Source organism: Flavobacterium sp. K5-23 (assembly GCF_023278045.1).
GTDB lineage: Bacteria > Bacteroidota > Bacteroidia > Flavobacteriales > Flavobacteriaceae > Flavobacterium.
Genome location: NZ_CP056783.1, coordinates 1,094,587 through 1,119,306, shown reverse-complemented (window position 1 = coordinate 1,119,306; position 24,720 = coordinate 1,094,587). Strand labels below are relative to the sequence as shown.

Annotated in this window: 20 protein-coding genes and 1 tRNA gene; 9 read left to right on the top strand and 12 right to left on the bottom strand. The window is 33.1% G+C overall.

The features are described from left to right. Positions 1-18: 18 nt before the first annotated feature. The gene (locus FLAK523_RS04970) at positions 19-624 is read left to right on the top strand and encodes a hypothetical protein (protein WP_248907185.1); all 606 of its coding nucleotides are present in this window, start codon (positions 19-21) and stop codon (positions 622-624) included. On the opposite strand, the gene FLAK523_RS04965 is transcribed toward FLAK523_RS04970, so the two are convergent. The 6 genes from FLAK523_RS04965 to FLAK523_RS04945 form a co-directional block, all read right to left on the bottom strand. Further along, on the bottom strand, positions 619-1,320 hold the full coding sequence (locus FLAK523_RS04965) for a porin family protein (protein WP_248907182.1): 702 nt from the start codon (positions 1,318-1,320) through the stop codon (positions 619-621). The genes FLAK523_RS04970 and FLAK523_RS04965 overlap by 6 nt on opposite strands. Before the next feature lie 95 nt (positions 1,321-1,415). Continuing rightward, a complete protein-coding gene (locus FLAK523_RS15220; RefSeq protein WP_256469083.1) occupies positions 1,416-1,538 on the bottom strand; it encodes a hypothetical protein in 123 nt (40 codons plus the stop codon). A gap of 581 nt (positions 1,539-2,119) precedes the next feature. Beyond that, positions 2,120-2,204, bottom strand: a tRNA-Ser gene (locus FLAK523_RS04960). A 57-nt stretch (positions 2,205-2,261) separates the two neighbouring features. Next, on the bottom strand, positions 2,262-3,293 hold the full coding sequence (locus FLAK523_RS04955) for an asparaginase (protein ID WP_248907180.1): 1,032 nt from the start codon (positions 3,291-3,293) through the stop codon (positions 2,262-2,264). Beyond that, on the bottom strand, positions 3,277-4,419 hold the full coding sequence (locus FLAK523_RS04950; RefSeq protein WP_248907178.1) for a 1-acyl-sn-glycerol-3-phosphate acyltransferase: 1,143 nt from the start codon (positions 4,417-4,419) through the stop codon (positions 3,277-3,279). The genes FLAK523_RS04955 and FLAK523_RS04950 overlap by 17 nt, the downstream gene beginning before the upstream one ends. A 61-nt stretch (positions 4,420-4,480) precedes the next feature. Next, positions 4,481-5,248, bottom strand: coding sequence for a TatD family hydrolase (locus tag FLAK523_RS04945; protein ID WP_248907176.1), 768 nt, complete (start codon positions 5,246-5,248; stop codon positions 4,481-4,483). Positions 5,249-5,344: 96 nt separating this feature from the next. Between FLAK523_RS04945 and FLAK523_RS04940 the strand changes: the two genes are divergently transcribed. Both FLAK523_RS04940 and FLAK523_RS04935 read left to right on the top strand, forming a co-directional pair. Then, positions 5,345-5,782 (top strand): retropepsin-like aspartic protease, encoded by a 438-nt coding sequence (locus FLAK523_RS04940; protein ID WP_248907174.1) that lies wholly within the window; start codon positions 5,345-5,347, stop codon positions 5,780-5,782. Between the two features lie 30 nt (positions 5,783-5,812). Next, positions 5,813-6,559, top strand: coding sequence for a hypothetical protein (locus FLAK523_RS04935; protein ID WP_248907172.1), 747 nt, complete (start codon positions 5,813-5,815; stop codon positions 6,557-6,559). 55 nt (positions 6,560-6,614) lie between these two features. Here the strand turns inward: FLAK523_RS04935 and odhB are convergent, their stop codons facing one another. Together odhB and FLAK523_RS04925 are read right to left on the bottom strand one after the other, a co-directional pair. Beyond that, the gene (gene odhB, locus FLAK523_RS04930; protein WP_248907170.1) at positions 6,615-7,832 is read right to left on the bottom strand and encodes a 2-oxoglutarate dehydrogenase complex dihydrolipoyllysine-residue succinyltransferase; all 1,218 of its coding nucleotides are present in this window, start codon (positions 7,830-7,832) and stop codon (positions 6,615-6,617) included. Between the two features lie 165 nt (positions 7,833-7,997). Next, the gene (locus FLAK523_RS04925) at positions 7,998-10,775 is read right to left on the bottom strand and encodes a 2-oxoglutarate dehydrogenase E1 component (RefSeq protein WP_248907167.1); all 2,778 of its coding nucleotides are present in this window, start codon (positions 10,773-10,775) and stop codon (positions 7,998-8,000) included. A gap of 106 nt (positions 10,776-10,881) precedes the next feature. Between FLAK523_RS04925 and FLAK523_RS04920 the strand changes: the two genes are divergently transcribed. After that, entirely contained in the window at positions 10,882-11,427 is a 546-nt protein-coding gene (locus tag FLAK523_RS04920; protein ID WP_248907165.1) for a hypothetical protein, read from the top strand. A gap of 561 nt (positions 11,428-11,988) precedes the next feature. On the opposite strand, the gene FLAK523_RS04915 is transcribed toward FLAK523_RS04920, so the two are convergent. The 4 genes from FLAK523_RS04915 to FLAK523_RS04900 all read right to left on the bottom strand — a co-directional run bounded on the left by FLAK523_RS04915 (position 11,989) and on the right by FLAK523_RS04900 (position 16,878). After that, positions 11,989-12,342: a hypothetical protein gene (locus FLAK523_RS04915; RefSeq protein ID WP_248907163.1), complete on the bottom strand. Its 354-nt coding sequence runs from the start codon at positions 12,340-12,342 to the stop codon at positions 11,989-11,991. Positions 12,343-12,379: 37 nt separating this feature from the next. Then, the gene (locus FLAK523_RS04910; protein ID WP_248907161.1) at positions 12,380-13,354 is read right to left on the bottom strand and encodes a polyprenyl synthetase family protein; all 975 of its coding nucleotides are present in this window, start codon (positions 13,352-13,354) and stop codon (positions 12,380-12,382) included. A gap of 132 nt (positions 13,355-13,486) precedes the next feature. Next, positions 13,487-16,159 (bottom strand): TonB-dependent receptor, encoded by a 2,673-nt coding sequence (locus FLAK523_RS04905; protein ID WP_248907159.1) that lies wholly within the window; start codon positions 16,157-16,159, stop codon positions 13,487-13,489. Further along, entirely contained in the window at positions 16,147-16,878 is a 732-nt protein-coding gene (locus tag FLAK523_RS04900; RefSeq protein WP_248907157.1) for a GLPGLI family protein, read from the bottom strand. The genes FLAK523_RS04905 and FLAK523_RS04900 overlap by 13 nt, the downstream gene beginning before the upstream one ends. Before the next feature lie 569 nt (positions 16,879-17,447). On the opposite strand from FLAK523_RS04900, the gene FLAK523_RS04895 reads away from it, so the two are divergent. The 5 genes from FLAK523_RS04895 to FLAK523_RS04875 all read left to right on the top strand — a co-directional run bounded on the left by FLAK523_RS04895 (position 17,448) and on the right by FLAK523_RS04875 (position 24,658). Then, on the top strand, positions 17,448-17,969 hold the full coding sequence (locus FLAK523_RS04895; RefSeq protein WP_248907155.1) for a YceI family protein: 522 nt from the start codon (positions 17,448-17,450) through the stop codon (positions 17,967-17,969). Between the two features lie 67 nt (positions 17,970-18,036). After that, positions 18,037-18,636 carry a TetR/AcrR family transcriptional regulator gene (locus FLAK523_RS04890; protein WP_248907153.1) on the top strand — a complete coding sequence of 200 codons (600 nt, stop codon included), beginning with the start codon at positions 18,037-18,039 and terminating at the stop codon, positions 18,634-18,636. Continuing rightward, positions 18,636-19,991: a TolC family protein gene (locus tag FLAK523_RS04885; protein ID WP_248907151.1), complete on the top strand. Its 1,356-nt coding sequence runs from the start codon at positions 18,636-18,638 to the stop codon at positions 19,989-19,991. Before FLAK523_RS04890 ends, FLAK523_RS04885 begins: the two co-directional genes overlap by 1 nt. Positions 19,992-20,015: 24 nt before the next feature. Beyond that, the gene (locus FLAK523_RS04880; RefSeq protein ID WP_248907149.1) at positions 20,016-21,179 is read left to right on the top strand and encodes an efflux RND transporter periplasmic adaptor subunit; all 1,164 of its coding nucleotides are present in this window, start codon (positions 20,016-20,018) and stop codon (positions 21,177-21,179) included. Positions 21,180-21,187: 8 nt separating this feature from the next. Continuing rightward, a complete protein-coding gene (locus FLAK523_RS04875) occupies positions 21,188-24,658 on the top strand; it encodes an efflux RND transporter permease subunit (protein WP_248907147.1) in 3,471 nt (1,156 codons plus the stop codon). Positions 24,659-24,720 lie beyond the last annotated feature (62 nt).

Genomic DNA, 24,720 nt, shown 5'->3' with positions numbered 1-24,720 from the left:
GAACCAATACTATTCGTTTTGAAAAAAATTCTTCCTTTATTCTCCTATATATTACATCCCATTTTTATTCCGGTAATAGCAACTTTGTATTACCTTTTTTCGAATAATTCTTATTTTATAAACAGGGAAAAAGCAGTTGTTTTCATTCAAGTAATGATTATCACGGTACTGGTTCCTTCGTTGTTCTTTTTAATACTGAGATATACTGGGAAAATAAAATCCATAATGGCTTTTGAAATTTCGGAGCGAAAAATACCATTAGTAATCCAAATTTTTTTGCTGATATTATTAGTTCGAAATAGCATCACCGTAGATCGATATCCTGAATTGCACTTTTTCTTTTTAGGAGCATTATTAAGCACAATTATAGCGTTGTTTCTTCTGTTTGCAAAGACAAAAGCCAGTATACATATGATTGCTATCAGTGCCTTAACGGTTTTTGTTATTGGACTCAGCATACACAATCATACTCAAAACATCTTTTCAATTGCATTTTTAATTCTTATGAATGGCTTTGTGGCTTCGTCCCGCTTAGAAATGAAAGCGCATACAACTATGGAATTGATTATTGGTTTCGTATTGGGCGTGAGTCCCCAAATCCTATTATTGTATTTGTGGCTATAGAATATAGAAAATAAATCCAATATTGATTGAGCTCATAGCGATGTTTTCCCCATCAAGTGTAGCCGATTTAAAAAGGGAATTTAAGCCATAATAAGCATAGACATTGAAGGAATTGTAACCAGCAGCAATATAAGTACCGTAAAGAAGTTTATTAAAGTCTTTATTAGAAGTCACTATCTTTTTCCCTTGTTCACCATCAAAAATTGATTTGTTATAAAGGAGATAACTGAATTTTAATCCACCATGAATTCGCCAAAATTTATGGCTCTCATAAGTTGAAGTACGCCATCTAAATTCTATAGGGACATCAATCAATAACTGACTGAATTTGTTTTTTTTAAAAATTGTTTCAGAATCAATAAGGGAGTAAACCGGAGTTCCATTTGTTTCAGTAATGAACAGGTTTTGATTGTAATTGTTGTAAGTAAAACCAAGTCCCGAAGCAATGGCAATTGTTCTGTCTTTATTTATAGGCATATCTCTAAGAAACCCCAATGACAAACCAGTAGAGAACTTATTTTGAGAAAGCCCTGCAGGTTTTTGCTGTAAGGTATTATATGTAATCCCTATATAAAACTGATCTTCTCTGTATAAAGAGTCAATTTTTGAATTTTGAATTTTTTGCAGTGATTCACTTTCCTGTGAATACCCGTTAAAAAAAATCATTAAAAGAAAACAACTAAGAAATAGTCTCATATTGATTATAGTTAAAGATTACGTCGTAATAAAAATTATTTAAAACGAAGGTGTAATACTATAGAGCAATACAAATATAGTTTATTTGATAGAATCTATATCCCTAAGGAAATATATAAAACCATTAACAACAAAGCCCCAACAGAGAAACTAGCAGTAGCAACAAAAAATGCTCCTAAGTAATAATATAATCCGTTTTTTTCGTTTTCTTTTATCATTTTTTTTTAATTTAAACTTAAACAAAGTAATTATTTAACCTCTTTAATAATCTTAAGTCAAACTTATAATAACTCCGATTAAACAACGAATATAATCGATAAACTACACAATTATGTTTTTTAAATAGTATTTTTCTTATTTTTATAAATAAGTTAAACACTACAAATAAATAGAATGTTAGTGTAATAACAACTGCATTAATCGGGTATTGTTCGTTCAGAATATAATTTGAAAAAATATACTTTTAACGGGAAAACACTAAGTCGCTATAAACCAGCGAATTGTATTTATTGATATTGAGAGCAAGTAATTAAAATTATTGATTCCTTAGGAGAAAATCACACACAAAAAACACATAACACTATAAAACAAAAAATGCTCCCTTTTCAGGAAGCATAAATTTCTTTGCAGAGAGAAAGGGATTAACTTTGTTGATTCCTAAAAGAGGGTATCTCACAACGAAATTAATGCTAGGCATTTTATGCCTGATCTTTTTTTATTTTATACGCTTAGACAAACAAAAAAGTTTGTCACACATAAAACAAAAAATGCTTCCCTTTCAGGAAGCATTAAATATTTGCAGAGAGGAAGGGATTCGAACCCTCGATATGTTGCCATATACACGCTTTCCAAGCGTGCGCCTTCAGCCACTCGGCCACCTCTCTATTTTATTAAGGCTGCAAATAACATCAAAAAAAATGAGTTAGAAAAATAAAACAGGATTATTCTCCTATTTCACCTCTTATTGCTGTTTCGTATATTGCTTTGAACTCTTTTAATGGAATGTTCAAACTCAATAAATACATTAATTTTGTAATTGCGGCTTCAGTAGTAATGTCTTTTCCAGAAATAATTCCAATCTCTTTCATAGAAGTACTTGTTTCATATTGCCCCATATTTACACTACCTCCAGAACACTGTGTCACATTTACGATATGCACACCTCTATTTATTGCTTTAACTAATAAAGCTATAAACCAATCCTCAGTAGGAGCGTTTCCTGACCCATACGTTTCAAGAACAACCCCTTTTAGACTTGGTATCGCTAAAATAGCCTCCAAAACTGTTTCACTCATTCCAGGAAACATTTTCACAATAACTACATTGTTATCTAACTTTTTATGAACTACTAAGTCATTTGAATTCTGTCTTGGCAATAACAACTCAGATCTAATCTTAAGATTAACCCCTGAATCGACTAATGCAGGATAATTAGGAGAAGTAAAAGCTTTAAAGTGCTCAGCACTTATTTTAGTTGTTCTATTTCCTCTATATAATTTGTATTCGAAATAAAGACATACTTCACTAACAACCGGATGACCATTTGCTTGTAAAGAAGCGATTTGAATTGCTGTTATTAGGTTTTCCTTAGCATCAGTCCTTAAATCACCAATAGGCAATTGAGAGCCAGTGAAAATAACTGGCTTAGCTAAATTCTCTAACATAAAACTCAATGCAGATGCTGAATATGACATTGTATCCGAACCGTGAAGTACCACAAAACCATCAAATGCATTGTATTTATCTTCGATAATCGTTGCTATATTAGCCCACTCTTGCGGATTCATATTAGACGAATCAATAGGATTGTCAAAAGTAAAAGTTTCAATTTCACAATCTAATTGCTTCAACTCGGGAACTCTTTGCAATAATTTACTAAAATTGAATGCCTTTAATGCACCAGTATTAAAATCCTTGCGCATCCCGATGGTTCCACCTGTATAAATTAAAAGTATTTTAGCTTTTGAACTCATTGGTGTATTTTAATTTATTCACAACAGGATTTGCATACATATCTAACAATCCCTGCAATGCAATAGGGTTTTCAGCGTCAATCCTTTTATCCAATCTACGTTCAAAAAGAGATTTTTCGCTTTCAGTATACAAATGAGAAAACGAATTTGTTTTATTCAAAATATCGTAAGCTATATAATTAGTAGGCCACAAGTTATAGTTACTTAAGATAGAGTCATCAATAGTCTGCGCTAATGCTTGAACTTGCTTGTTTGAATTATCAAATTCGGCTTTAATTACATCTATTTCTTTATCTAACACATCACATATGTGAATATGAATTCTCTTCTTAGGTCCCATAACACCACTAAGAAGCGTCATGAAATCTTCGTTCTTTTCTTTAATATACACTTCGTTATTGGCCTCAGCCATCAACTGTGGAATTTTTAAAACGTCCGTAGGATCATATTCATACGAAATAGAAACAGGAACAATTTTTATCTTTTTGAAATAATCCATTAAATTAGGTTCGTCTGATCCCATTCCTAGCATTTTTAAAACACCTGGGTTGGTTGCATCCTTGCCATCTTTAGTTCTTCCTTCTCGCTGCGCAATCCAGACAGAACGACTTTCGTGTTGCAATAAGTGGCCAATGTATTCTGCTAATAATTTAGAACTCATTAGCATTTCTCTAGGCGTCAAACCGCGTTGCACTAAAAAATTGCGGTTCATTTTTGCTAAAATATTTAGAAATTCTTTCTTAACCAGATTATCTCCAATTGCCGAAGCAGTCATTACCAATCCGTTTTCGAATAAAGCTACATTCAACAAAGTAGTATCTAAAACAATGTCTCTATGGTTAGACACAAATAGGTAAGACTCATTTTTTTCTAATTTTTCGAAACCTGACAATGTCAATCCATCAGAACTATTCTCTAAAACCTTTCTTATGGTATGATAAATAAAGTTACACTGAAAGTCACGAATAGAATGTGTTTTTCTAAGTTGTTCTTTCCAAACTTCATCAGCTACTTCAGGAAAAGTGAAATTCATCAATGCCTTCATCATAGGGTGATTAACCACGCTAAGAAGAGCTTCATTTATTTCTGAATCGTAAAATGGACGAATTGCGTCAAATTTTTGCATTATAGTTATTTTAGTGAGGACAAATGAACAAAAAAAATATTAATTTATGGGGAATTCTGCATTAAATCCCGAAAATTGCTTTGGAATTTTCGGTTGTTATTGCGGCAATTTCTTCGGCGGAAACCGTGTAAATCTGAGCTAATTTAGCAACAACATTAACGATATAACCACTTTCATTACGCTTCCCTCTATATGGTATTGGAGCCAAGTAAGGAGAATCGGTTTCTAAAACAATATGCTTCAAGTCTATTTGGTTTAGAAATTGGTCAATTTTTCCGTTTTTGAAAGTAACAACACCACCAATTCCCAATTTCATATTATACGAAATCGCCTGTAACGCCTGCTCGTAAGTTCCCGTAAAGCAATGAAAAATCCCGAACAAATCTTCCGACTTTTCTTCTTCCAATATTTCGAATATTTCATCGAAAGCATCACGGCAATGAATAACAATTGGCAACTTGTATTGTTTGGCTAATTGAATTTGTTTTTTAAAAGCAGCTTGCTGTTCCTTTAAATGAGTTTTATCCCAATATAAATCGATCCCTATCTCTCCAATGGCATAAAATTTTCGTTTTCCAAGTTCCGTTTCTACATGTTGTAATTCTTCCAGATAATTATCTTTAACATAAGTAGGGTGCAAACCCATCATTAGGAAAACTGTATCTGGATTATTTTCTTCAAGTTCATACATCGCCTCTTTACACGTTGAATCAATAGCAGGCACAAAAAAACGAGAAACTCCAGCATCAATTGCTCTTTGAATCATTTCGTTACGGTCTAAATCAAATTCTTCGCTATAAAGATGGGTATGGGTATCTGTGATTATCATTTCTAGTTTTTGAAAGCAGCAAAGTTACAATTTTGAAATGGCAGATTTTTAGATTCCTGCACATTTTAAACTATATTTGAGTTTCACTTACTATTTATGAAAAACCTTCACGACATTCTTAAAAAGGAGAAGTATAAAAAAATAAAATTTAAGATTACAAAAACACAGCACCTTTTGATAAAAGTAAAAATCAATGGTGTTAAGGGTGATTTCATTTTAGATACGGGAGCCTCAAACAGTTGCATAGGATATGAAAGTATTGAATTGTTTCAGGTTAATGCAGAAGTATCAGACACAAAAGCATCAGGAGCTGGTGCAACGGGAATAACTACTCAAATAGCAACAAACAACGATCTTCAAATAGGATATTGGAAAACCAATAATTTCAATCTTGTGATTTTTGACTTATCACACGTCAATGAAGCATTAATTTTCCATAAGGAAAAACCTATCCATGGAATTATAGGAGCTGATATATTACTCAAAAGCAAGGCAATAGTAGATTACTTTAATTATTTCGTATATTTACTTTGATGAAAAATGTCCAATATAACCATGCAAGAGATGAAAACAAATATCAAATTACTAGCATTGTTTACTATGGGACTCCTTCTATTTTCATGTTCTCAAGAGGAATTAAATAAAGAAATCGAAACCACGTTAACACCAGATTACTCTTTGTCGAAACGAGGAAACACAAGTACATTGACGAATTGGAGTTTTGATAATTTAACGGGCTGGGAAGATGCAACCCAAGTAGGAAATCCTAATTACTACATAGAAAATGGACATTTAAATATCTTTACCAATCCAAACACATGGGAAAGAACAAAAATAAAAACCACCACAACTTATAGTACCGGCACCTACACCTGGAGAATCTTTGTCCCTGCAATAGGGGAAGGAGATATGGCGAGCATAGGAGCGTTTTTATACAACAATGACACCCACGAACTTGATTTTGAAATAGGTTATGGAAAGCAAATCATTCGAAACGAATTAAATGCAGCAACTGATGATCTTTTAGTATACATGACTTCGCAAGCCAATCCTTTTCAGTCTTATGCCACTAAAATTAAAAGAAACCAATGGCATACCTTTTCAATGGAATTGACACTAAATTCAAGTAGAAAATATCAGGTAAATTGGAGAATTAACGATATACTTGCTTCAACAGTGCAACTTAGTTACGGCTCTAAAACAAAGTTCAAAATATTTTGTAGTTTAGAAAATTTAACATTTATTGGAGAACACATTCCAAAAACCCAAAATTATGCCCTTTTTGATTTTGTGGAATACAATAATAAATAACAAAAAACCCGTTTGATTTCTCAAACGGGTTTTTTGTTATTATAAAATGAAGTTATTACAACTCAAATGCTCTTTTAGGATTGTTATCTAATAACAATTCCATTGGGTTTTCTAAAGCTTCTTTTACAGCAACTAAGAAACCAACTGACTCACGACCATCAATGATTCTGTGGTCATAAGAAAGCGCTACATACATCATAGGGTGAATTTCCACTTTACCGTTTACGGCAATAGGACGTTCGATAATGTTGTGCATTCCAAGGATTCCAGACTGTGGAGGATTGATAATAGGAGTAGACAACATAGATCCAAATACTCCACCATTAGTGATAGTAAATGTTCCACCAGTCATATCATCAACCGTGATTTGTCCATCGCGTGCTCTAATAGCTAATCTTTTGATATCAGCTTCTACACCACGGAAAGTCAAATTCTCAGCATTACGAACAACAGGAACCATTAATCCTTTAGGTCCTGATACTGCGATAGAAATATCACAGAAATCGTAAGCTATTTTATAATCACCATCCATCATAGAGTTTACATCTGGATATAATTTTAAAGCTCTTGTAACTGCTTTTGTAAAGAAAGACATATATCCAAGACCTACACCAGCGTGTTTCGCTTTGAACTCATCTTTATATTGATTACGAATCAAGTTGATAGGCGTCATGTTTACTTCGTTGAAAGTAGTTAACATAGCCGTTTCGTTTTTTGCAGCAACTAAACGTTCTGCTACTTTACGACGCAACATTGATAATTTTGTACGTTCAGAACCACGGCTTCCTCCTGTAGGAGTTCCCATTGAAGGCACTGCATTTACAGCATCGTCTTTAGTGATTCTACCGTCTTTACCAGTTCCTGTTATTGAAGCTGGAGCGATATTTTTTTCGTCTAATATTTTTCTAGCTGCTGGAGATGGTGTTCCTGAAGCATAAGTTGCTGCCGGAGCTGCTGCTACTGGAGCTGGAGCTGCTTTTGGAGCTTCAGCAACTGGAGCTGCCGCAGCTGCTGGAGCTGAACCAGATGGCTTAGCTGCTGCAGTGTCAATTAAACAAACAACTGCACCTACTTCTACTGCATCACCTTCTTCTGCTTTTAATGTGATAATTCCGCTTGCTTCAGCTGGTAATTCCAGTGTTGCTTTATCAGAATCAACCTCAGCAATTGCTTGGTCTTTCTCTACATAGTCTCCGTCTTTTACTAACCAAGTTGCAATTTCAACTTCTTTTATAGATTCCCCTGGTGATGGGACTTTCATTTCTAAAATCATCTTGTATAATTTTTAAATTATGAATTTTATATGTTAGAGTGTTCTTTCAAACAACCTCTGTTTATTGTGTGTTTTATTTTTTTAGCCCTGATGGTCCCGAAACTTCGGGAGGCATCCCACGCTTTTTTGCGTGGATACAGCGGACAGCAGGAAAAAACTCCTAACTTAACATTTAAATAAATCTTTATTAAATACCATTTGGATTGCATCTGCCTGACGGCGTTTTGCTCTTGTGTAACTTCCTGATGCTGATGCTGAATAGGCTTTTAATGACGCTAATCTCCATTTCACTAGATCAAAATTCATCAACATAAAGCTATAAGCCCCCATGTTTCTAGGCTCTTCTTGTGCCCAAACGTAATCATCAGCATTAGGGTATCTCGCTATAATTGCTGCCAATTGCTCTACTGGCAATGGGAATAATTGCTCGATTCTAACTACGGCAACATCTTTACGACCGTTATTTTCTCTTTCAGCAGTAATATCATAATAGAATTTACCTGTACAGAAAACTAACGTTTTCACTTCTTCTTTATTTACTGTTTCGTCATCAAACGTTTCTTGGAAAGAACCGTTTACAAAATCTTCAATAGGTGAAACACATCTTGGATCACGTAGTAAACTTTTTGGTGTAAACACAATTAATGGTTTACGGAAAGTCGTTTTCATTTGTCTTCTCAACAAGTGAAAGAAGTTAGCCGGTGTTGTACAGTCAGCAACATACATATTGTGTCTTGCACAAAGTTGTAAATAACGTTCCATTCTTCCCGAAGAGTGCTCAGCACCTTGCCCTTCATATCCGTGAGGTAATAATAAAACAATTCCGTTCTGGTTGTTCCACTTGTCTTCTCCACATGAAATATACTGGTCAATCATAATTTGGGCTCCATTAGAGAAATCTCCAAATTGTGCTTCCCAAATAGTCAGTGCATTTGGATTTGTCAATGCATATCCATAGTCAAAACCAAGAACTCCGTACTCAGACAACAGGGAGTTAAAGACATTGAATTTTCCTTTTTCTCCTTCTATATTGTTTATCAAGACAGCTTCTTCCTCAGAATCTTCTACTTTAACAACCGCATGGCGGTGAGAAAAAGTACCACGCTCTACATCCTGTCCAGATATACGAACATCATATCCTTCTATCATTAATGAACCGTAAGCTAAATGCTCAGCCATAGCCCAGTCCAGCTTGTTGGTTTCGAAAAACATTGTTTTTCTGTCGTTTATTAATTTTTGGATTTTATTAATAAACTTTTTATCAGTAGGTAAGTTACAAACTGCATTTGCAACAGCTGTAAGACCTTCTTTAGAAAAAGAAGTATCTACTTTTTTAAGCATTTCATCATTAGAAACACGAGCAAAACCTTGCCATTCATTTTGCATAAATGGTGTGATTATAGTCAGTTCTTTTTTACGTGAAGCTTCCAGGTTTACTTCTAATCCTGATTTGTATTCTTTCTCTAATCCTTTTACATAAGCAGCATCAATAACTCCGTCAGCCAAAAGCTTTTCAGCATAAAGATCTCTTGGGTTTTGATGTTTTGCTATGATTTTATATAATACTGGCTGTGTAAAACGAGGCTCATCACCTTCATTATGACCGTATTTTCTATATCCTAATAAGTCAATGAATACGTCACGACCAAATTGCATTCTGAAATCCAATGCAAAAGACATTGCGTGCACTACTGCTTCAGCATCATCCGCATTTACGTGCAATACTGGAGACAATGTAACCTTGGCAACATCCGTACAATAAGTAGAAGAACGAGCATCAAGATAATTAGTTGTAAATCCAACTTGGTTATTGATGACAATATGTATTGTTCCACCCGTTTTGTATCCGTCTAACTGTGCCATTTGCACTATTTCATAAAGAATTCCTTGTCCTGCAATTGCAGCATCACCGTGAACGGCAATAGGTAATACTTTTGAAAAGTCATTTGGAAAATATTTATCTTGTTTTGCTCTTGTAATCCCTTCAATTACCGCACCTACTGTTTCAAGGTGAGAAGGATTAGGAGCTAGATTGATATTAATCTTTTTTCCTGTACTTGTAATTTTATCAGCTGTAAGTCCTAAATGGTATTTTACATCACCATCAAAATATTCCTGATCGTAATCCTTACCATCAAATTCTCCAAAAATATCCTGAGTGGATTTCCCAAAGATGTTTGCTAAAACATTCAAACGACCACGGTGTGCCATTCCCATTACAAACTGCTCTACTCCTTTTTCGGCTGCTTTTTCAATTAAAGCGTCCAGTCCTGGAATAATTGACTCACCACCTTCAAGTGAAAAACGTTTTTGACCTACATACTTCGTATGCAAGAAATTCTCAAAGGAAACCGCCTGGTTTAATTTATTTAAAATAGACTTCTTTTCATCTACTGAAAAATTAGGCTGATTATCATTTACCCCTAATTTACTTTGAATCCATTGAATAATCTCTGGTTTTCGGATGTACATATACTCCACCCCAATGTGCTGACAATAGATAGTGTCAAGGTGTTTTATAATGTCCGTTAGAGAACATGGGGCTATTCCAATAATTTTAGCTGCATCAAAAACAGTATTTAAATCTGCTGTTGACAGTCCGAAATTTGTTATATCTAAAGTAGGCTCGTAAGATCTTCTGTCTCTTACCGGATTTGTTTTAGTAAACAAATGTCCGCGAGTACGATATCCTTCAACCAGTTTTAAAACATTAAATTCTTTTTGAAGTTTTTCAGAAATCAAGCTGCTGTCAACTGCGCCAGAAGCGGCATTTGCAGCATAAACTGCTGGATTCTCATCATTATAAGTTGCCATTCCAAAGTCGAAACCCTGAAAAAAACCTCTCCAACTAGGCTCTACGCTATCTGGATTCTCTGTATATTGATCGTATAATTGTGCAAAAAACTCTGTATGTGCTGCGTTTAGAAATGAAAACCTATCCATAATATTAGTGAATATACTTTTTGTTAAAATAGTTTGGCAAAAGTACGATAAACCAATAAATTTATATTTACTTTTATGTATTAAATTGTTAAAAATTGAATTGTTTATGGAAAATTATCGCATTTTGACTGTTTCGAAATCAATTTTAGTAGTTATTCTTTTATTGCTTTCGAATAGTTTATTGGCACAACAAAATTCATCAACACAAAATCAATCGGCTGATTTTTGGAGAAAAGTACAATTTGGAGGCGGAATCGGACTAGGTTTCGGAACAGGATTTACAGATATTTCAGTGTCCCCGAGTGCCATATATAATTTTGACCAGCAATTTGCTTTGGGATTGGGAGTACAATACACTTATGCAAAGCAAAAATATTTTTACACCTCTAATTTATACGGGGCCAGTATAATAGGATTATTCAACCCTTTTAGAGAATTACAACTTTCGGCTGAATTAGAACAGTTAAGAGTTAATGTGAATTTTCAAGACCCATCGATAAAATCAAACAATTATTGGAATACCGGTTTATTTCTTGGTGGAGGATATAGAAGCGGTAATGTAACTATGGGAGTTCGTTACAATGTACTTCACAACGACAATAAAAGCGCATACAGCAATGCGTTTATGCCTTTTGTGAGAATGTATTTTTGATCCTCCCCCCAGCCCCCTCCAAAGGAGGTGGTGACTGATCGAATACCAAACTATCGGATTTTAAATAACTCAATTTCTTTGAAATTAAGATATTTAAATAAAAATCTTTCTATTTATTTGCTTAAAAACAACTAATGGTTAAATGTTAATAGGGGCGAATTCCCCTCTTGAGAGGGGTTAGGGGTGTGTTATTGTTTAAATGTAAATATTTAATTTTGTTAATACTACTCTAAAGTACTCACAATCATTAAAAACTATAATAAAGATTGAGTTTATTAGACTTAATATTGGTTTTTAAGTTAAGTAACTCGAAAAATCTTTATCAAAATTTAAAACTTTCACAAAGATGAAATAATTTGAAATCAATCTTTTGACTAAAGTCTTTATCAATGAAAATCCTCACAATACCAGCTAAAACCGGAGGCAATGAATCCTTAATTTTATAACATAGAAGTCGAGCGCAATGTTGCTGAGAATAAAAAATTGGAAGGCGGGAGATGGAAGTTCAAAAACCTAACTTTTAAACTTTAAGTCTTAACTCCTAACTCCTTGATTTCCGACTTACTTATACTTGTTTCTAAACCATACTTTTTGCCATTCCCTTTTTAGGATTAAAAAAGACACTTGTTCAGCCAATACAACCAAATCAGAGCCATCCATTTTTTTTACTTCTTCCTCAGAAACGTCTATAATATAAAGCAAGTTTAAATATTCGGCAAATTTATATTGAATGAGTCTGTATATTTTTTCGTGCAGTTGGATTTTCAACTCATCCGGGCTAATGCTCATAGGGAAATCAATTCCTTCATTTGCCAGATTAAAATCCTTTTTGGTTTGTTCTACTAACTTGAGGTACAAAAATTCTTTTTCGGCCTCAGATAGTAATGCATCAGTATTTAGTGGAGCTATAAACATATTCGATTTAGGATTTAGGATTTTTGAAAACAGTTAACTAAACGTTCCTCCCCATTAGATTTTGACCAAAAACCCTTAGTACTTCTTTCTTATCGTCTTCAATATTCATTTTATCCAAGGTTTCGAAAGCTTTAAAAGTATACTCTTTTATGGCTTGTTGGGTAGCTGCTGAAGCTCCGGAATCATTAAATATTTTTTTAGCCGATTCTATTTTATTCGAATTATCTTCTGGCTGAATCGCAAATAGTTTTCTCAACTCATCTGCCTGAGTTTTCTCAGAAAACGCAATCGCTTTCAAGTATAAATAAGTTTTTTTATTTTCGATAATATCACCGCCCACTTGCTTGCCAAAAGTTTCTGGATTACCAAAGGCATCGAGATAATCGTCTTGTAATTGAAATGCCAACCCCAGATTCAAACCAAATTCATAAATCAAATTGGCGTTTTCCTCAGAAGTTTCGGCAACAATCGCCCCCATTTTCATGGCAGCAGCAACAAGAACCGCCGTTTTATATTCAATCATTTTAAGATATTCCGGAATCGTAACATCATCACGAGTTTCAAAATCAACATCCCATTGCTGGCCTTCACAAACCTCAAGAGCCGTTTTACTGAATAATTTTGCCAAATCCCTGAAAATAACCGGTTCGTATTGTTCGAAAAATTGGTAGGCCAATATAAGCATCGCATCACCGGATAAAATTCCAGTATTGATGTTCCATTTTTCATGAACGGTTGGGTTTCCACGGCGCAAAGGAGCATCGTCCATAATGTCATCGTGAACCAAAGAAAAATTATGAAATACTTCAACAGCCATAGCTGCTGGCAATGCTTTTTCATAATCAGCATTAAAAACTTCGGCAGCCATTAATGTTAAAACAGGACGCATTCTTTTACCCCCTAAACCTACAATGTACGCTATAGGCTCATAAAGATTTTTAGGTTCTTTAAGGATGGTTTGTTTTTTTAGATAACTACTAAAAAACTCTTGATACTCGTAAATGGCATGCATAAAAGTAAGGTTCTGGGTTTCAAAAAGTCCAAAGATACAATTCCATTATGAATTATTAGTTTCTAAAATCAAACTATTGACACACAAATACCGTGAATAGTAACAAGACCGTTTATTGTCTATTTTACATTATTAAAACCTAAATTCAATTTTCAACATCACGTATCTTGGTTGTAAACGGTATTCTGTTTTAGAAACACTAATATCACTAATACTGTAATTTCTAAAGCTCTTTGTATCGAAAAGATTGTTTCCAGAAAGAGAAAAAGTCAGCTTGTTTTCTTTAACCGTATAACGACCTTCTAGATCCATAAAATAATACTTGTTGTTTTGTTTTTCTAAATTACCAAAATAATATCGTTCCGTTTGTATTTGGAAATTGATTTTTTCACTCATCATAAACGACAAATCAAGAAAGGACATATTATCTGTAAACGAATTGGTAAAAGTAGTTTTCACTTCGTTATAATCCCATTTTGAACCTATGTGATAATTAAAAAATCCTTTAAAACCAGAGCGTAATTCAAATCCATAGTTTAGTGAATTGTTTTTTACTTCTCTTAAAAATGAATTGTTTACACTATTTTCATAATTAGATTTTGAACCTCCTAAAGATAATTTTAAATTTGATGAAATGGATTTAAAGTATCTGTCTACGTCAGTCGATGCCGTTATAAATTGTCTGTCTTTAATGACTATTTTTTCTGATTGCAAATAGTTTTGGGCGATAATCGAATTCGTGCTAAAAAAGTCATGGTTTTGGGAATACATCAAAAAAGTATTGGCAAAAAATTTGTCGCCCCAATTTCCATAGGTATAGTTAAACAAAACCGATGAAGCTGTTAATTGATTGAAATCACCCGTCCCTTTAGAGAAAGAACGAAAACCTGTTTGAATATAATTATCATAAACATCTAAAATACTTGCATTGGTGGTGTTATAAGAATACGAAGAGACCACTTTATTTTTATCATTCATTTTCCATTCAACACCCAATTTTGGATTGATAAAAAAAGGATTCTGCGATTTCTTTATTTCTAAATTTTCTAAACGATTAAAGAGTTGATGAAAATTAGCCTGGGTTATCAAGCTAAATTTATTTATCTTAAAACGATATTTCGTTGATAAATACATATTGTCACTTGAATAATTAAGATTATTTTGATAATTTACAGGTTCGCCAATACCATAGTCATCCATTCTTAATTGAAAACCACTTCTTAAATTGTCTATCCTAAGCTGGTTCCCAAATTGTATTTCCAGCAAATCACCGTTGTTTTTCTTATCTAACAAATGGGCTTCAAAACCTGCAAATTGCATTTTATTTTCACTTGTTTGAATACTATTATTTGCATTTTGGCCAAACAAATCTTGATATAAAAATTGATTAGTCGAATGAATTTGTGGCGTTTTCTCATTGATGTATCTTCCCGAAAGCAGTAATACCTTATTTTCTTTGAATTTGTTTGTAAATACTATTTTTTGGTCAAAAAGTTGGTTGTTACTTTTTAGCTTTTCATTCAATAAATTACCGTTAAAAACTAAATCGCTACTGTTATCCTTTTTGTTTTTATTAAATTTCCCAACATACACAAGTGTTTTGGTTTTAGAAATATCATAGGTTAAATCCAGTTTACCAAAACCAATTATCTTTTTTTTACTTCCTATAAAATCTTCCGTGTTTTCAAAATTAGTAGTGTTAACAGAAATAGATTGAAAGCTATTTCTGTAAAAATCATTTTCATCAGCATTGAAAAAACCTAATGTTTTGAGTTTTGTTTTGGGCGAAAGCGTAAAAATGCTATTCATAGATAGCATTTCAGTATTATTGAAGTTAGTCCTTTTTGGTTTTAAATTGGGTAAATCAGAACCAAAACCCAGTAAAGCATTAGCGGATTGATTGTCTCCAATACTTGCTGGTTCTCCTTGCCTGACAGGTCGTATTAAATTGTCAACATCCCCTACTGCATCAAAACCGATGTTGTTAAGATTAGTTAAAAAATAATATTTACTTTTCTTTCCAAAATTCATTAAGTTCCCTCTTACCTCATAACGATTATTTGAAACTAAACCGTACCCTAATTGCATATTACCAAACCATTGTCGTTTGTAATCTTCTTTTAACACAAGATTTAAAGCCACTTTTTCACTATTTTCAATACCTTTTAAATGCTTGTTGTTTGAATACCTTTTTAATAATTCAATTTTATCAATAGGACTTACAGGCATATTTTTGGTCACTATTTTATAACCTTTTTCAAAAAAGTCATCCCCATCAATCATTACTTTTTCAACTTCTTGATTACCTACTTTTATTGTTCCATCAGAAGACACATTAAGTCCCGGAATTTTTTTCAGTAGGTCTTCCACAACTTGTTCATTACCTTGACTAAAGGATTTTACGTCAAATGTTATTTTGTCTCCTTCAATCGTTATGGGTCTTGTTGTTTTGATGACCACTTCCTTCAACTCTAATTGCTTTGTAGTTAATCCAATATCAATGACTTGATCGTCATTTTTTTTATTAATAAAGACATCAATGTTTTTTGGTTCAAAACCCATAGAGTTTACAAACAAAATGAGCTTTCCCATTTTAACATCTGAAGTCAAACTGTATTTTCCAAATTTATCAGAATACGTATAGCTTACTATTTTACCAATACTATCTTTAAGAATAACACTAGCCGAAATTACTGCATTGTCATTATTATCTATTATTTTTCCTGTGAACTTGTTTTGTGACCAGCAAGGCAAACAAAAAAATAAAATGAAGACTATTATGCTTTTGTCTATTATTTTTCCCATTCAAACTTGATTTCGAGCCCATTTCTTTCAACTTTTATTGTTTGAGTTTGTGTACCTCTAGGCAATCTTGAATCTAGATTGTCCATATTCGTATCGTATCTTAATTCAACATATTTTTTTAAATCAATTTTTTTATGCAGGCTGATATCATTAGGAAATACGACCTCTTTGTTTGTTGGCTTTATTTCGATCACACCCCAATAATAGCGATTCGTTTCATCATATACTTCCATTATTAATCCTGGCAAACCATTGAATTTCCAAGGCCCTAATTGAACGGGGTAATCTGTGGAATACCATGCGGTGAAATTTCTACCTCTAAAATTTGTTGTTGCTTTATAACAAATATAATCCCCAATTTTTTTTGTTGTTGCTGTAGCAAGTTCCCAGCTCATTTTTGGAACATTTTCAGAAACAATATAGTTTCCATTTTTAATTTTCTCTTTAGAAAACAATGAATCATTAATTAAATCAGTAGCAATATAGCGTTCATCATCTTTCTGAATAATATTAATTTCATTGTTTACTGCACGTAAATCTTTTTTTAAATTGATTTTAGAAATAAAAAAAACAGCTTTGTTTTGTTTTAGATCTAAGATTAGAGTGCCATTTCTTTCATTATAGATTTCCGTATTGTATTTAATTATATAACTAATTTCCAAATTATTTTGTCCAAACGACAACTGAAGAAAAAACAAAGACACAATGATATATTTCATAGTTGGTAATATTTAGTTTTTAAGTTGTTCAACTTATTTGAATTAAATCTTACATTTTAATTCCACTTATACTTCAGAATTCCTTACTGACTATAAGAAATATTCTGAATTTCAGATTAATATTAATTCATATACTAAGATTTCGATTACAAATAAAAAGAATTGAAATTAGAATATTACAAATTAAATAACTTTTATGTTGTTATTTTTCTTACACCTTTATGAGTCGGGCTTTAGCAACAAAAAACTATGAAAGACATTTAGTTTTTTTTAACTTTTTAGATAAAAAACAGCTAAAAAGAAATCAAAAAAACACCTTTTACAATCATTCACATACGCATTTTGACTTTTCACTTATTAAAAGACTTATTGATTTTTTAATTTCTAAATCGGGTTCGAATTAAATTTTTTCTTAATGAATAGAAATAATTGAAAAATACTTTGGAAACTTTTAGTGTGTTTAAAGTTTCCTTTATATATTTGCAGCGGAATTTTTAACTTCTAAAAGACAATAGGCAGATAGAAGTCCAACAGTTTATAATAAAAATTCCATATAAAATTCATTGAATATGACAACAACTTGGACAATTGACTCGAGCCAATCAGATGTTTTGATAAAAAAAAGAAGATCAATAATTGCTTATTTATCAGGTACTAAGGACAACTTCAACGGCCATGTAGATATAAAGGATAATAAACTGGAAGATGTAGCACTGGCCTTTTCGTTAGAAATAAATAAAAACCACTCTAAATTAAAAGACATAGACAATCACTTGAGACTAAGTGATTATTTTGCTAATGAGGCGCATCCAATGATAACCTTCAAATCAACTTATTTTGAAAAAATAAACAACAACATCAATTTTTTAAAAGGGAATTTAACTATTAAAAACGTGACTAAAGTGGTGGAATTGGACACTAAATTAGTGGGTTACAATACCTATAATGGAGTCAAAAAAGCTTTTTTTGAAATAAAAGGACAAATAGACCCGAAAGATTTTGGGTTGGCTACTCAATTTCACAATAATCCAGAAACTGTAGCAACAGCTCAAAAGATACATCTTATAGCAAATTTAGAATTCATAATTTAAAAAGCTACCAATACACAACAACTGCTTTTTTAAAATAGTTGAATTTTAAAAAAGAAAACGAAAGAAAATGAAAGAGAAAATAATTGCAAAAGCAAGTGAACTGTTTTTAAAATTGGGCTTTAAAAGCATCACCATGGACGATATAGCCTGTGAGATGTGTATATCAAAAAAGACAATCTATAAATATTTTTGTAATAAAGAAGTTCTTGTAGAAGAAACCACTGCCCTTATACATAAAGAAGTGCATCAAACTATTGACAAAATAGTGAGTATGGATTATAATGCCATTGAAGAGAATTTCAAAATCAGGAAAATGTTTAGTGAAATGTTTAAATCCTCTTCAGAAACCTCACCTATCTATCAATTAAAAAAACATTATCCTGAAATTTTTGAGAAAGTAATGTTACGAGAAGTAGACGAATGCTCCAAGTGCTTTAGACAAAACATAGAAAAAGGAATCGAAAATGGTTTTTATCGAAAAGAATTGAAAATTGACACTCATGTTAAATTTTACTACATGTTGGTTTTTAATATAAATGGAAACACAATGTCTGAAAAAGAAGCACAAGAACTGGAACTGGAAGCTTTAGAATATCACACTAGAGCAATGGCAACACCAAATGGAATTATTGAACTTGAAAAACACTTATTAAATCCTTATATATAATGAAAAGAATAGTATTAATAACCTTGTTGGTATTTGCAACTACGGCAAAATCACAAAACGCGAGCCAAGGCGATAAGGTAAAACAAAGCCATTCGCTTAGTCTTGACCAAGCCATTAGTCACGCTTTGACTAATAACTATTCGGCTATCAATGCGTCTAGAGACATAGAAACGGCTAAACAAAAAAAATGGGAAACCACAGCGGCAGGACTACCTCAAATCAATGGTGTTGTAGATTACACCAACAATTTTGAGCTTCAAAAATCACTTGTGCCCGCTGAATTTTTTGGAGGAAATAAAGGAGAATTTGCTGAAGTCGCTTTTGGAACTAAACACAATATGAACGCACGTGTTTCTTTAAGCCAATTACTTTTTGACGGATCCTACATTGTTGCTTTACAAGCTTCAAAAACGTATTTAAAATTTTATGAAAATGCAAAACATAAGACAGATACAGACATTAAAGAAATGACTATCAATTCTTATGGAAACGTCTTACTTGCTGAAGAAAGCATTGCCATACTTAAAAAGAACAAATCCACTTTAGAAAAAACATTGTTTGACACTAAAGAAACATTTAAAAACGGTTTAATAGAGGAGGAAAATGTAGAGCAACTACAAATCACTCTGTCATCTGTAAACAGTAATTTAAAGAATACCATTCGCTTATTGGAAATTGCCAATAAAATGTTGAAAATTAATTTGGGTATCGACATAGACGATGAACTAATTCTAACAGACAAATTAGACAATTTAACCATTACTAATTTAGACTTGGCTTTTTCTCAAAAAGGGTTTGTAACATCTGAAAATGTAAATTACCAAATGGCTTTGAATTTTGAAGAACAAAGACAATTAGAATACAAGCTACAAAGAAGTAAGGCCTTGCCTACTCTATCAGCTACCATGAATTTTGGATACAATGCTTTTGGAGATCAATTTCAATTCTTCGAACAAAATCAAAAATGGTTGAACTATTCAAATGTTGGCGTAAGCTTAAACATTCCGATTTTCAGCAGCCTTGCCAGAAGTTCAAGAACCCAACAAGCTAAAATTGCACTGGACCAAGCCAAAACACAATTGAACGAAACGGAGCAACGATTAAAACTGCAATACGCTAATGCAAAAAGTGAATACGAGTTTAGTATCGAAGAATATGCAACCGCTAAAAGCAATTTAAATCTAGCTGAAAGAATCGAAAAGAAGCAACAAATTAAGTTTACCGAAGGTTTGTCTTCCAGTTTTGATTTCAGCGAAGCACAAAGACAATTGTTTTCAACACAACAACAATACTTGCAATCAATGGTAAATATTATCAACAAAAAAGCAAGTTTAGAAAAAGTAATCAATAAATAAGAACCATACTATAATTTTATAAAAATGAAAAAAAATATTTTACTAACCGTATTTTCACTTGTATTGCTTTCATGCGGCGGTGATAAAAAAAATTCAACCGAAGCTTTAATAGAAAAAGGCGACCTAAAAGAATTGCGATTAAAACGTTCTGAAATTATTACAGAAGCGGATGTATTATCGAAAGAATTAAAAAAAATAGATGATGCTATAAGTACCTTGGATGTAAATCATAAAGAAACTCTCATTACAACATTTGAAGCCAAAGAAAGTGTTTTTAAACATTATTTAGAATTACAGGCGGCAGTTGAAACCAAAGAAAACATAGTCGTTAATGCTGAATTTGGAGGGATCCTTACGCAAATAAACGTGAAAGAAGGGCAACGAGTAACAAAAGGACAAGCATTAGGAAAAATTGATGATGGTGGACTTACACAGCAATTAGCCCAGTTAGAAATTCAAGCTGTTTTAGCTAAAACTACCTTTGACAGACAAAAGAATCTTTGGGATCAAAAAATTGGTTCAGAAATTCAATTCTTACAAGCCAAATCAACCTATGAAGCGCAAAACAAAGCCGTTCTTCAATTAAAGAAACAAATGGCTAAAACAGTTATAAAAGCACCATTTTCAGGTATAGTTGACGAAATAATAACAGAAAAAGGTTCGGTTGTAGGGCCTGGAAGCCCACTTTTAAGGGTCATCAGTCTTGGAAACATGTATCTGGAAGCTGAAGTGCCGGAGAAATACATTGGATCAATAAAACGCGGAACAGAAGTAATAGTGGATTTCCCTATGTTGAATGAAACAATAAACACTACAATATCATTAGTAAACAATAATATAAACCCAGGAAACCGTTCCTTTAAAGTTCAAATTCAGGTGCCTAATAAATCGGGGCTTATAAAACCAAATCTGTCTTCTAAAATAAACATCAACGATTATTCTAATTTAAATGTAATCACTGTGCCATTAAGCATAATCTCAGAAAATGCAGATGGTGAACAATACATTTATATCGCTGAGAAAACAGGTAAAGACAATCAGGCAATTGCCAAAAAAGTAATTGTTAAAACCGGTAAATCACAGGGCGATTTAATTGAAATTCTAGAAGGATTGAACGATGGTGATTCCATTATAAAAGAAGGAGCTAGAAGTATAAAAGACGGACAAAAAGTGTCTATAATAAAATAATATCCGTTATGAGCACGAACAATAAAAACAAAGAATTCAAACTGTCATCATTAGCCATTGACAACAAAATGACCGTCTATGTTATCATGGCATTGTTTTTTGTTTTGGGGATTTCAGCCTATTACGCAATGCCGCGAGAGGATTTTCCGGAAATCAAAGAAACAAAAATATACATAAGCACAATCTATCCCGGTAACACAGCCGAAGACATTGAGCGCCTTGTCATAGATCCACTTGAGGAAGACATAAAGAACATAAGCAATGTTGTTGAAATTGTTTCGACTTCTCAAGAAGATTACGGAATAATTACGGTTGAATTTGACGAGAAAATCTCAGTTGAAGACGCAAAACAAAAAGTAAAAGACAAGGTTGACGCCAAAAAATCGAATGAAGACTGGCCTACTTTTAATGGAGTAAAAGTGGAACCTAATGTTTTTGACTTAAATCTTTCCGAAGAAATTCCAATTTTGAACATTAATCTATCGGGTGATTTTCCAATAGAGAAATTGAAGGAATTTGGTGAATACTTAAAAGATGAAATCGAAGGCTTAGCCGAAATCAAACAAGTAAACATTCGTGGAGCCCAAGAAAAAGAAGTTGAAGTTGCCGTAGATGTTTTCAAAATGATGGCTTCAAAAGTTAGTTTTGATGACGTAATAAACGCTATCCGAAACGGAAACGTGACGATGTCAGCAGGAAATATAATTTCAAGCGGACAAAGGAGAACTATCAGCATTAAGGGAGAAATAGAAAAACCAACCGATTTAGAAAACTTTGTTGTAAAAACCCAAAACGGAACTGTTTACCTCAAAGACGTCGCTACCGTTACCTTTAAAAACGTTGACAAAACCACTTACGCCAGAGAATTTGGTAAAAGTGTTGTGATGCTTGATGTAAAAAAGAGAGCTGGAAAAAATATGATAGAAGCTTCGGAAAAAATTAAAACAATTATTGCTAATGCAAAAGAAAATGTTTTACCGAAGGATTTAAACTTAACACTATCAAATGATTCTTCTTCAAAAACATTAAATCAAGTGGATGACCTTGTAAACAATGTCATTTTTGGAATTGTCCTTGTGGTAGGGGTTTTAATGTTTTTTCTAGGATTTAGAAATGCACTATTTGTTGGATTCGCCATACCTATGTCAATGTTCTTGTCCTTTATGGTATTAGACGCCTTAGGCTACACGATGAACACGATGATTCTATTTGGGCTTATTATGGGACTGGGAATGCTTGTCGATAACGGAATTGTAGTTGTCGAGAATGTCTATAGATTAATGGAAGACGAAGGAATGGGACGTTTGCAAGCCGCAAAAGAAGGAATTGGTGAAATCGCCATGCCTATTATCATTTCTACTCTTACAACCGTGGCCGCCTTTGTGCCTCTTGGTTTGTGGCCAGGTGTAATGGGACAATTTATGGTTTATTTCCCTATAACCCTTTCGGTAGTATTAGGTTCTTCATTATTTGTAGCAATCTTTTTTAACTCTGTTATGGTGTCACAGTTTATGGACATCAACGAAAAAATATTAACAAAGAAACAGTTAATCCGCCTGACTTTAATTTTAGGTTCTTTTGGCCTTTTGATCCTCTTTTTTGGTGGAGCTGTTCGAGGTCTTGGATCATTAATGTTATTTACAGTTTTAATGTTTTGGTTGTACAAATATGTCATAAAAGACAGAACATTAAAATTTCAGAATAACACTTTAAATAAATTAGAAAACAGTTATGAAAAAGGATTGAAATTCTTCTTGACCGGTAAAAAACCATACATCGTAGTAATTGTGATGTTCTTTATGTTTTTTATCGTCCTGATAACTTATTTTGGATGGAGTGTTGGAAGCGGGAGAACAAAAGTCGAATTTTTCCCTGACAATAAACCCAATCAAATTATAGTGTATGTCGAATACCCACAGGGAACTGATATTGAGAAAACAAACACTATAACAAAAGACATTGAGAAAAGAGTTTACGCAGTTCTTGATGCTAAAGAATTTGTAGATGAGACTACTAAATCTAACTATTTAGTGGAATCAGCCGTTTCCCAAGTTGGAGAAGGCGCCGGAAATCCACAAACGGATGGAGGTTCATCAGCAGAAATGCCACACAAAGCAAAGATTACCGTTTCAATGCAAGAATACAAGTATAGAAACGGAAGAGATTCTGAAGAAATGAGACTTAAAGTCCAAGAAGCTTTAAAAGATATTTATCCTGGAATCTCAATTTCTGTAGAAAAAGACCAAGCAGGTCCGCCAGCAGGATACCCAATTAATATTGAGATTAAAGGTAAAGATTATACTGAACTCATTGTTACTGCTGAAAAAATGAAAGATTTCCTTAACGGTAGAAACGTACCTGGAATTGACGAACTAAAGGTAGATGTCAACAAAGGAAAACCAGCTATGAGAGTAGTGGTTGATCGTGAAAAAGCGGGTGGAATGGGAATATCAGCGGGTCAAGTTGGTAATCAATTAAGACGTTCTGTTTTTGGAGAAAAAGCGGGAGTTTATAAAGAATCAGGCGAAGACTATGATATAAATGTTAGATTTAATAATGAAGACCGATACAATCAAAGTACGCTTTTCAATCAAAATATAACTTTTAGAGATATGGCTTCAGGCCAATTAAAAGAAATTCCTGTTTCGACAGTGGCAAGCCAAAAGAACACCTCGTCCTTTAGCGCAATTAAACATAGAGATCTAAATCGAGTAGTTGTATTGTATTCCGCTTTGTCTCCAGGTTTTACAGATGCAGGATCAGTTGTCAATCAAATTCAAGCTGAAATGGCAGATTTTGATGCTCCAAAATCCGTGAAATTTGATTTTACAGGGCAAATAGAAGAACAAAACAAACAAATGTCCTTCTTGATGGGTGCCCTTTTTACGGGCTTAGGCTTGATTATGCTTATATTAGTTTTCCAATTTAATTCTATTTCAAAACCAGCAATTATAATGGTTGCCGTGTTTTTAAGTTTTATTGGAGTATTCTTAGGCTTAATGATTACCGGATGGCCATTTGTAATTATGATGACTATGATGGGGATTATTTCATTGGCGGGAATTGTAGTGAACAACGGGGTGGTACTCTTAGATTATACTGAATTGTTACTGAGCCGTAAAAAAGAAGAATTAAACGTACCGGAAAGTACTATTTTAGACAAGGAATATATATTTGAAGCCATCGTAAGTGGTGGTAAAGCAAGGTTACGGCCTGTTTTATTAACTGCTATAACTACGGTATTAGGATTAATACCATTAGCAATAGGTTTCAACATTGATTTCTTTTCATTGTTTAGTGATTTAGACCCTAAAATTTATATGGGAGGAGATAATGTAATATTCTGGGGACCATTGGCCTGGACCGTTATATTCGGATTAGTGTTCGCAACATTTCTAACCTTAATTGTGGTGCCTGTATTGTATTATTTAGTGAATCTATTCAAACTTTGGAGGATCACAAAAAAAGTAAAAATATAATGTACTAAACACTTACTGTTCTATTTAGCAGTAAAAGTATTGATTGAGAAACCAGAATAAGA

Bases quoted from the DNA above. Each gene is read 5' to 3' on its own strand.
- FLAK523_RS04965 (WP_248907182.1), bottom strand. From the start codon at position 1,320: ATGAGACTATTTCTTAGTTGTTTTCTTTTAATGATTTTTTTTAACGGG.
- FLAK523_RS15220 (WP_256469083.1), bottom strand. From the start codon at position 1,538: ATGATAAAAGAAAACGAAAAAAACGGATTATATTATTACTTAGGAGCA.
- FLAK523_RS04955 (WP_248907180.1), bottom strand. From the start codon at position 3,293: ATGAGTTCAAAAGCTAAAATACTTTTAATTTATACAGGTGGAACCATC.
- FLAK523_RS04950 (WP_248907178.1), bottom strand. From the start codon at position 4,419: ATGCAAAAATTTGACGCAATTCGTCCATTTTACGATTCAGAAATAAAT.
- FLAK523_RS04945 (WP_248907176.1), bottom strand. From the start codon at position 5,248: ATGATAATCACAGATACCCATACCCATCTTTATAGCGAAGAATTTGAT.
- FLAK523_RS04940 (WP_248907174.1), top strand. From the start codon at position 5,345: ATGAAAAACCTTCACGACATTCTTAAAAAGGAGAAGTATAAAAAAATA.
- FLAK523_RS04935 (WP_248907172.1), top strand. From the start codon at position 5,813: ATGAAAACAAATATCAAATTACTAGCATTGTTTACTATGGGACTCCTT.
- odhB (WP_248907170.1), bottom strand. From the start codon at position 7,832: ATGATTTTAGAAATGAAAGTCCCATCACCAGGGGAATCTATAAAAGAA.
- FLAK523_RS04925 (WP_248907167.1), bottom strand. From the start codon at position 10,775: ATGGATAGGTTTTCATTTCTAAACGCAGCACATACAGAGTTTTTTGCA.
- FLAK523_RS04920 (WP_248907165.1), top strand. From the start codon at position 10,882: ATGGAAAATTATCGCATTTTGACTGTTTCGAAATCAATTTTAGTAGTT.
- FLAK523_RS04915 (WP_248907163.1), bottom strand. From the start codon at position 12,342: ATGTTTATAGCTCCACTAAATACTGATGCATTACTATCTGAGGCCGAA.
- FLAK523_RS04910 (WP_248907161.1), bottom strand. From the start codon at position 13,354: ATGCATGCCATTTACGAGTATCAAGAGTTTTTTAGTAGTTATCTAAAA.
- FLAK523_RS04905 (WP_248907159.1), bottom strand. From the start codon at position 16,159: ATGGGAAAAATAATAGACAAAAGCATAATAGTCTTCATTTTATTTTTT.
- FLAK523_RS04900 (WP_248907157.1), bottom strand. From the start codon at position 16,878: ATGAAATATATCATTGTGTCTTTGTTTTTTCTTCAGTTGTCGTTTGGA.
- FLAK523_RS04895 (WP_248907155.1), top strand. From the start codon at position 17,448: ATGACAACAACTTGGACAATTGACTCGAGCCAATCAGATGTTTTGATA.
- FLAK523_RS04890 (WP_248907153.1), top strand. From the start codon at position 18,037: ATGAAAGAGAAAATAATTGCAAAAGCAAGTGAACTGTTTTTAAAATTG.
- FLAK523_RS04885 (WP_248907151.1), top strand. From the start codon at position 18,636: ATGAAAAGAATAGTATTAATAACCTTGTTGGTATTTGCAACTACGGCA.
- FLAK523_RS04880 (WP_248907149.1), top strand. From the start codon at position 20,016: ATGAAAAAAAATATTTTACTAACCGTATTTTCACTTGTATTGCTTTCA.
- FLAK523_RS04875 (WP_248907147.1), top strand. From the start codon at position 21,188: ATGAGCACGAACAATAAAAACAAAGAATTCAAACTGTCATCATTAGCC.